The 7,964-nt window shown below is 63.0% G+C and carries 9 protein-coding genes; 8 read left to right on the top strand and 1 reads right to left on the bottom strand.

Annotated elements, in window-relative coordinates:
• Positions 1 to 318 precede the first annotated feature (318 nt).
• The 6 genes from Q8O80_RS14540 (at position 319) to era (ending at position 6,129) form a co-directional block, all read left to right on the top strand.
• Positions 319 to 2,604, top strand: coding sequence for a bifunctional (p)ppGpp synthetase/guanosine-3',5'-bis(diphosphate) 3'-pyrophosphohydrolase (locus tag Q8O80_RS14540; protein WP_305580474.1), 2,286 nt, complete (start codon positions 319 to 321; stop codon positions 2,602 to 2,604).
• Positions 2,591 to 3,184 carry an orotate phosphoribosyltransferase gene (gene pyrE, locus Q8O80_RS14535; RefSeq protein ID WP_305580472.1) on the top strand — a complete coding sequence of 198 codons (594 nt, stop codon included), beginning with the start codon at positions 2,591 to 2,593 and terminating at the stop codon, positions 3,182 to 3,184. The genes Q8O80_RS14540 and pyrE overlap by 14 nt, the downstream gene beginning before the upstream one ends.
• A 76-nt stretch (positions 3,185 to 3,260) precedes the next feature.
• A complete protein-coding gene (gene acpS / locus Q8O80_RS14530; RefSeq protein WP_305580470.1) occupies positions 3,261 to 3,680 on the top strand; it encodes a holo-ACP synthase in 420 nt (139 codons plus the stop codon).
• 30 nt (positions 3,681 to 3,710) lie between these two features.
• Positions 3,711 to 4,505: a signal peptidase I gene (gene lepB / locus Q8O80_RS14525; RefSeq protein WP_305580468.1), complete on the top strand. Its 795-nt coding sequence runs from the start codon at positions 3,711 to 3,713 to the stop codon at positions 4,503 to 4,505.
• On the top strand, positions 4,502 to 5,209 hold the full coding sequence (gene rnc, locus Q8O80_RS14520; protein ID WP_305580466.1) for a ribonuclease III: 708 nt from the start codon (positions 4,502 to 4,504) through the stop codon (positions 5,207 to 5,209). The genes lepB and rnc overlap by 4 nt, the downstream gene beginning before the upstream one ends.
• Positions 5,206 to 6,129: a GTPase Era gene (gene era / locus Q8O80_RS14515; protein ID WP_305580464.1), complete on the top strand. Its 924-nt coding sequence runs from the start codon at positions 5,206 to 5,208 to the stop codon at positions 6,127 to 6,129. Before rnc ends, era begins: the two co-directional genes overlap by 4 nt.
• On the opposite strand, the gene Q8O80_RS14510 is transcribed toward era, so the two are convergent.
• The gene (locus tag Q8O80_RS14510; RefSeq protein WP_305580462.1) at positions 6,087 to 6,467 is read right to left on the bottom strand and encodes an antibiotic biosynthesis monooxygenase; all 381 of its coding nucleotides are present in this window, start codon (positions 6,465 to 6,467) and stop codon (positions 6,087 to 6,089) included. The genes era and Q8O80_RS14510 overlap by 43 nt on opposite strands.
• A gap of 107 nt (positions 6,468 to 6,574) precedes the next feature.
• Between Q8O80_RS14510 and Q8O80_RS14505 the strand changes: the two genes are divergently transcribed.
• Entirely contained in the window at positions 6,575 to 7,048 is a 474-nt protein-coding gene (locus Q8O80_RS14505) for a MarR family winged helix-turn-helix transcriptional regulator (RefSeq protein WP_305580460.1), read from the top strand.
• The gene (gene recO / locus Q8O80_RS14500; RefSeq protein WP_305580458.1) at positions 7,049 to 7,756 is read left to right on the top strand and encodes a DNA repair protein RecO; all 708 of its coding nucleotides are present in this window, start codon (positions 7,049 to 7,051) and stop codon (positions 7,754 to 7,756) included. It begins immediately after the preceding gene.
• Positions 7,757 to 7,964 lie beyond the last annotated feature (208 nt).

The following is a 7,964-nucleotide window of genomic DNA, read 5'->3' as shown; positions in this document are numbered from 1 at the left end:
GAGCGAAGATGAACTGCTGCGTGGCATCGAAAGCCTGGCGCCACCAGAGCGTCGCGACGACTAGCCATCGTCCCGTAAGGGCAAATCGCGCCAGTGGCGCGATTTGAGATGGCTGGGGGCCATGCGGGCTACGCTCGAATGGCCCAGGTGACCAGCAGGCACGATAGTTTCAACACCCTCGGCGGCCAGCCGGGGGTGTTTCGTTGCCGGGGCAGGGCAGTGGCCTGGCGCCGCCCCCCGCACATACTTCGCCGCTCCCACCTTTCCCATTTGCTTTCAACGCGCTAAGTTCAACCCTCCTAGCGAGCACCCGATTTCATGATGCGCCAGTACGAGCTTGTTGAACGCGTTCAGGCCTATAACCCGAACGTCGATGAGCAGTTGTTGAACAAGGCCTATGTGTACGCCATGCAAAAGCATGGCTCGCAGAAGCGCGCTTCCGGCGACCCCTATTTCAATCATCCGCTCGAAGTCGCGGCCATTCTCACCGAGCTCAAGCTCGATGATGCCTCCATCGTTGTCGGCCTGCTGCACGACACCATTGAGGACACCGACGCCACCCGGGCCGAGATCGATCACCTGTTCGGGGCCGAGATTGGTGCCATCGTTGATGGCCTGACCAAGATCGAGCGTCTCAATCTGGTCTCGCGCGAAGAAGCCCAGGCGGAAAACCTGCGCAAATTGCTGCTGGCGATCAGCCAGGATGTGCGGGTGCTGCTGGTCAAGCTCGCCGACCGCCTGCACAATATGCGCACCCTGCAATACATGCCGCCCGAAAAACGGACGCGCATCGCCCAGGAAACCATGGATATATACGCGCCCCTGGCGGGCCGCATGGGTATGCAGGACATGCGCAGCGAGCTGGAGGATATTTCTTTCAAGATCCTGCAGCCCGAACATTATCAGGCGATTGTCACCCGGCTCGATGAGATGCAGGCCGCCTATAGCGAGACCATTGCCACCATTTCCGCCGAACTGAGCGATCGCCTGCTGGCCGAAGGCATCCACGCGCGGGTCAAGGCCCGGGTGAAGTCGCCCTTCTCGATCTTCAACAAGATCGAACGCAAATCAATTGCCCTCGAACAGCTCTCCGACATTATCGGTTTCCGGGTGATCGTCGGCTCGATTGACGAGTGTTACCATACCCTTGGCGTGGTCCACACCAAGTGGAAAGTGGTGCCGGGCCGGTTCAAGGACTATATCTCGGTCCCCAAGCACAATGACTACCAGTCGATCCACACCACGATTGTCGGCCCCGGCCGCCAGCGGGCGGAACTGCAGATCCGCACCGAGGAAATGGACCGGGTGGCCGAATTCGGCATTGCCGCGCATGCCCTCTACAAGGATGGTGCCTCGGCCGATCTCAGCCGCATCGAAAACGAATCCCAGGCCTATGGCTCGCTGCGCTCGACCATCGCCCACCTGACTGCCGGCAGTTCCACCGAGGATTTTCTCGAATACACCAAGCTGGAGCTGTTTCAGGATCAGGTGTTCTGCTTCACCCCCCGGGGGCGGCTGATTGCCTTGCCGCGGGGCGCCACGCCGATCGACTTTGCCTATGCGCTGCACACCGATATTGGCGACACCACGGTGGGCGCCAAGATCAACGGTGCCATTCTGCCGCTGGTGACCCAGTTGCGCAGTGGCGACGAAGTCGAGATCATCCGCGACCAGAACCACATGCCACCGATGAACTGGCTGGGCATTGCCGCCACCGGCAAGGCCCGCGCCGCCAACCGGCGCGCCGTGCGGCAGGCCGCGACCCAGCGGGCCTTCTCCCTGGGTGAGCATATTCTCAACATGATGCTGGAGCGCGAAGGCGTCATGCTCGACGATACCGAGGCCGCGACCCTGGCCGAGGCGCTGGGCATGGCCAACCGCCGTGACCTGCTGATCGCCGTGGGCGAGGGCAAGGTCGGTTCCGAACCGCTGGCCACCGAACTGGCCTCCATCAAGGGCCTGCGCAAGCGCCGCCGCAAGCTCGACCTGCCGGTGGCCGACACTGCCGATGGCTGGTTCGCGCTGCGCTCCACCGATCTGTTCCGCTTCCGCGTGCCGGGTGGCCAGCGCTCAGGGCCCAACGCCAAGGCGGCGCTGGCCCAGCTCGATTTCCAGATGGGCGTCCTGGTCTCCAATGAGGGCGTCGTCCCCGGCGACCGGCTGGTGGGTATTCTGCAGCCCGACAAGCCGCTCGAGATCTATCCCATCCATTCCGATGCGCTGATCAACCTGCATGACAGCGACGTCGCCTGGCTTGACGTGCGCTGGAACCTGGCGGGGCGTGAGGATCGTGCCTATGCCGTGGTGGTGTCGATGGAATCGGTCAACAAGCCCGGCTCGCTCGCCCAGATTTCCGCCGCCATCGCCGCCTGTGACGCCAATATCAACAATCTGGTGATGCGGATGATTTCGCCCGACTTTCACCAGATGATCTTCGAAATCGAGGTGCGCGACCTTGCGCAACTGACCGATGTTCTGGCAACGCTGAAGCGCAGCCCCGGCCTGAGTGCCGTGCAGCGCGCCGGTATCCGCGAAGCGTCGATGATTTCCACGCTCGAATGGGACGGCCAGGTCGACAGGAGGTTTATTGATGACGAAAGATGACGTGCTGGCCATTTTCCGCGCCTGTGGCGCCTTGCTCGAGGGACATTTCATCCTGTCCTCGGGCCTGCGCTCGCCGCTGTTCCTGCAGAAGGCCAGGGTGTTCCAATACCCCGCCGAGACTGAAAAGCTCTGCAAGGCGCTGGCCGAGAAGATCCACGCCGACGGTTTTGGCGCGGTGACCAAGGTGGTGTCGCCAGCTATTGGCGGCATCATTCCGGGCTATGAAACTGCCCGCCAGCTTGGGGTGCCGGCGCTTTATACCGAACGCGTCGATGGCCAGTTCGAACTGCGCCGCGGCTTTGAAATCGCACCGGGTGACCAGGTCATCGTCGTCGAAGACATTGTCTCCACCGGCCTGTCCATTCGCGAATGCGTCGCCGCCTTGCAGGCCATCGGCGCCAATGTGATTGCCGCCGCCTGTCTGATCGACCGCTCCGCTGGAGAAGCCGATGTCGGCGTGCCGCTGGTCAGCCTGATCGAGTTCAAGGTGCCGGCCTATCCCGCTGACCAATTGCCGCCCGAACTGGCCGCCATCCCGCCCGTCAAGCCGGGCAGTCGCGGCATCCAGGGTGTGAAGTGAGTTCTTGCCCGGCCACCCCCACCCCCTCTCAGGGGGAGGCCAGGTGGGGGTGCCTCCCCGCACGCGGAGCATTGCCATGATCATCGGCCTCGGCTCGGACCTGATCGAAATCCACCGCGTTGCCGCGGTGCTGGACCGCTATGGCGAGCGCTTCACCCAGCGCTGCTTTACCGAGATCGAGCAGCGCAAATCCGATCGCCGCGCCCAGCGGGCTGCCTCCTATGCCAAGCGCTTCGCCGCCAAGGAAGCCTGTTCCAAGGCGCTGGGCACCGGCCTTAGTTTCGGCGTCTATTGGCGCGACATGGGCGTGGTCAACCTGCCATCGGGCAAACCGACCATGCTGTTGAGCAATGGCGCCGCCAAAGCACTGGATCGCCTTGTGCCGCCCGGCCATTGGCCCCACATACACCTGACCATCACCGACGATGCCGGGTTGGCCCAGGCTTTCGTCATCATCGAGGCGCTGCCGATTGACCCGGCTACCGCAACGGAATAACGCTGCCGCGTCAGCAAACCGGGGAATTCCATGAGCCAGCCTGTCGATAAGCCCGCCGGCAAGTCCGCGACCAATGAATGGGTTGAAACCTTCGTTGTCGTGGTTGAGGCACTGCTGATTGCCATCGTGCTGCGTTCGTTCCTCTATCAGCCCTTCTCGATCCCCACCGCCTCCATGCAGCAGACGCTGATGATTGGCGACTATTTCGTCGCCAACAAATTCGTCTGGGGCTATGGCAAGCATTCCTTCTCGCTGGGCCGCTACGGCAATTTCACCGCGCTGGATTTCGAGCTGCCGATCGCCAGCCGCATTCTGGGCCGTGACCCCAATCGGGGCGACATTGCCGTCTTCCGGCCCGTGCCGCAGAATGTCGAGTATATCAAGCGCGTCGTCGGCCTGCCGGGCGACCGTATCCAGATGCGCGAGGGCCGCCTCTACATCAACGACGTCATGGTCGAGCGCGAAGCCATCGGCACCGCCATCGATACCGATAGCTCGGCCCAGTCCGTCGAAGTCACCGTCTATCGCGAGACCTTCCCCGAAGGCACCACGCACACCATCCAGGAAATCTCCGATACGGCCCCCCTCGACAATACCCCGGTCTTTGTCGTTCCTGCCGGCCATTATTTCATGATGGGCGACAACCGAGACCGCTCCGCCGATAGCCGCGTGCTCAGCCAGGTTGGCTATGTCCCCGCCATCAATCTGATCGCCAAGGCCGAAGCGCGCTTCTTCTCCATCACCGACAATATTCCGCCCTGGCAGATCTGGCAGTGGCCAGCCAATGTGCGCTGGGATCGCATGTTCCAGCCCATCGATAGATGAGTCCCAAAGCGCGCAATCACGACAAGCTGCAGTTTCGGCTGGGCTATCGCTTCGCCGATCCGGACCTGCTGGATCGCGCGCTGACCCATTCCAGTGCGGTCTCGCCCGCCCGGCGTATCGAGCGCTCCTATCAGCGCCTCGAATTCCTCGGCGATCGCGTGCTCGGCCTGGTGGTGGCCGATATGCTGTATCGCCGCTACCCCAAGGCCAATGAGGGCGAACTCAGCCGCACCCTCAACACCCTGGTGCGCAAGGAAACCTGCGCCATCATCGCCCGCACGCTTGGCCTGGGCGGCGAACTCAACCTGGGTGAAAGCGAAGCGCGCACCGGCGGCGCCGAAAAGGAAGCCATTCTCGGCGACGTCACCGAATCCATCATTGGCGCGATTTACTGCGACGGCGGCATGGGCAAGGCCTATGAATTCGTCGAGCGGATGTTTGAAGAGTTTCTCGCCGACGGCCAGGCCAACAAGGCCGATGCCAAGACCACCTTGCAGGAATGGGCCCAGGCCCGCGGCCTCGAACCCCCCACCTATGTTCAGGTGGCCCGCACCGGCCCTGATCATGCCCCCGAATTCACCATTGCCATTGCCCTGGGCGATTTCGAACAGTTGAGCGCTACCGGCCCCTCCAAGAGGATCGCCGAACACAAGGCCGCAGAATTGTTCCTGATGCACCACAAGGTATGGAAGGAAGCCCCATGAACACACCCACAGAACTCACCGACACCTCTTGCGGCTTCATCGCGCTGGTTGGCGCGCCCAATGCCGGCAAGTCGACTTTGCTCAATTCCCTGGTTGGCACCAAGGTGTCCATCGTCACCCACAAGGCGCAGACCACCCGCAGCCAGGTGCGCGGTGTCGTCACCCAGGACAAGGCCCAGCTGATCTTCATCGACACGCCGGGCATTTTCGCCCCCAAGCGCCGGCTCGATCGCGCCATGGTGCAGAGTGCCTGGGGCGGGGCCGGCGATGCCGATATCGTCGGCTTCATCATTGATGCCGAGCGCGGGATCACCCCCGACATCGAGCCCATGCTCGAAGGCCTGGCCCAGCTCAAGCACCCCAAGATCCTGATCCTGAACAAGATCGACACCATCAAGAACGAGGCCCTGCTCGCCCTGTCGCAGACGCTCAATGAGAAGCTGCGCTTTGAGGCCACCTTCATGATCTCGGCGCTCAAGGGCTATGGCGTGGCCGATCTGATGGATTGGTGCATCAAGCACATCCCGCCCGGTCCCTGGCACTTCCCCGAGGATCACCTCACCGATCTGACCATGGCCATCACCGCGGCCGAAATCACCCGCGAAAAGCTCTTCCTGCGCGTGCATGACGAGATCCCCTATAACTGCACGGTGGAAACCGAGAGCTTCAAGATCCAGAACAATGGCTCCTACAAGATCGACCAGGTGGTCTATGTCACCCGCGACAGCCACAAGAAGATCGTGCTGGGCGCCGGCGGCCAGACCATCAAGGCCATCGGCCAGGAAGCCCGCAAGGAACTGATGGAAATGTACGATGTGCCCATCCACCTGTTCCTGTTCGTCAAGGTCCGCGAAAAGTGGGGCGACGACCCCGAGCGCTACCGCGAAATGGGGCTCGAATACCCCCATGGCAAAGACTGATCGGACGCCTGCCGCGCCGTCACATAGTTCGCCATATTGGCCTCGACGCCCAGTTTCTGCATGAAGCCTTGCGCGTCAAAGCCGCTGGCGCGCCGTGCCGCCATCATGGCTTCTTTCGCCTGGGCGAAAGCCTCGGGGCTTGCCCATTGCACCACCGTGACCATGTTGAACCGGTCCGCGCCGGACGCGTGCTCCAGCACCAGGTTTTGCAGGCAACCGGCCTGCGTGGTGAGAAATTGCTGGGTTTCCGCGAGTTGCGACATGAAAGCCGTGCGCGCCTCTTGCGGAACGCTGAAACTATCGATGCGATAGACGGACTCATTGATGGATTGCGCCAATGCAGACATGTCACTTCCCGGGGTTGCTGGCCGGGTCCCTGTCGACGACAGTGTCACCCAAGCCAAAATATGACAACATATTGTCAAATGGGTTATAAGGTGTCAACATGAGCGAGAATGAACATGCGTCTGTGTCCTTGTCGCTCAGCGCCCTGTTTCTTGACATCTTCCGGACCAATGGCAGCCTCGTTGCGGCCGGCGACCAGCTGGTTGCGCCGCTCGGCCTGACCAGTGCGCGCTGGCAGGTGCTGGGGGCCGTCGCCATGGCTCCCGTTCCCCAGCCCGTAGCCCATATCGCCCGCGACATGGGTCTGGCCCGCCAGGGCGTCCAGCGTCTGGTCAATGATCTGGTCGACGCCGGCGTCCTGACGCTCCAGGATAATCCACATCATCGCCGGGCCAAGCTGGTCTGCCTCACGCCGCCAGGCCACAAGCTGTTCTCCAGCGTCCACGCCCTGCAGCGACCCTGGGTCGATGGGCTCGCGCAGGATCTGGATCCGGCAAAGCTGGCTGTCGCCGCCGAGGTGCTCCAGGCCCTGCGGCAACGGCTTGAGGCCGGTCTTGAAGAGGACCGCGACTAGATGGAATGGACCGGTGAAGCCCTTCTCATTGGCGTGCGCCGCCACGGCGAGAGCAGCGTCATTGCCGAGGCCATGGTGGCCGGGCGGGGGCGTTGCCTGGGCTTGGTGCGCGGTGGCCGTTCCACGCGCCTGGCCCCGGTGCTGCAGCCGGGCAATACCGTCCAGATCACCTGGCGCGCTCGCCTCGAGGATCAGCTCGGCCAGTTCATCGTCGAATTGCTGCAGGCCCGGGCCGCCGAACTGATCATTGACCGCCCGCGCCTCTATCTCAGCCAGCTGGTCTGCGAACACCTGCGCCTGCTGCCCGAGCGCGACCCGCATGATCGCCTGCTCGGCATGGCCCTGCGCCTGATCGACAGCCCGCCCGACGGCGTCGCCTTGGTCCAGTTCGAACTGGCCGTGCTAGACGACCTCGGCTTCGGCCTCGATCTCAGCCAATGCGCGGTGACCGGCACGACCGAAGACCTCACCCACGTCTCGCCCAAATCGGGCAGGGCGGTGTCGCGCGCCGCGGCGGCGCCCTATCTCGATCGCCTGCTGCCACTGCCCAGCTTCCTCACCACCCGCGGCAATGCCAGTCCCCACGACATTGCCGACGCGCTTCATCTCACCAGCCACTTCCTGCAAAGCCGCGTCTTCGGTCCGCGTGAGCTCGCCCTTTCGGCCACCCGCGACGCCCTGGTCGCGGCGCTGACGCAAGAGCACTGATCTGCCGGGCCATTGTGGTGCCCCCTGAGGTCCCAAGGTTGTTCAGGCCTGGCATTGTTCTGTTCCACTTATCCCCCTCTGTTCTGGCTATGGCACAATGCACCCATCACCCCACGCGGCGGCCTGCAGGCGAACAGTGGTGGGGTGGGCCGGGTGGAGGTTTTGCCTCTTCCACAGGTTCCGAGACGGCCGTGCGGGGGCGAGCGAT

The organism is Devosia sp. (assembly GCF_030689745.1).
GTDB lineage: Bacteria > Pseudomonadota > Alphaproteobacteria > Rhizobiales > Devosiaceae > Devosia > Devosia alba.
This window is presented reverse-complemented; position numbering and strand designations above follow the sequence as displayed.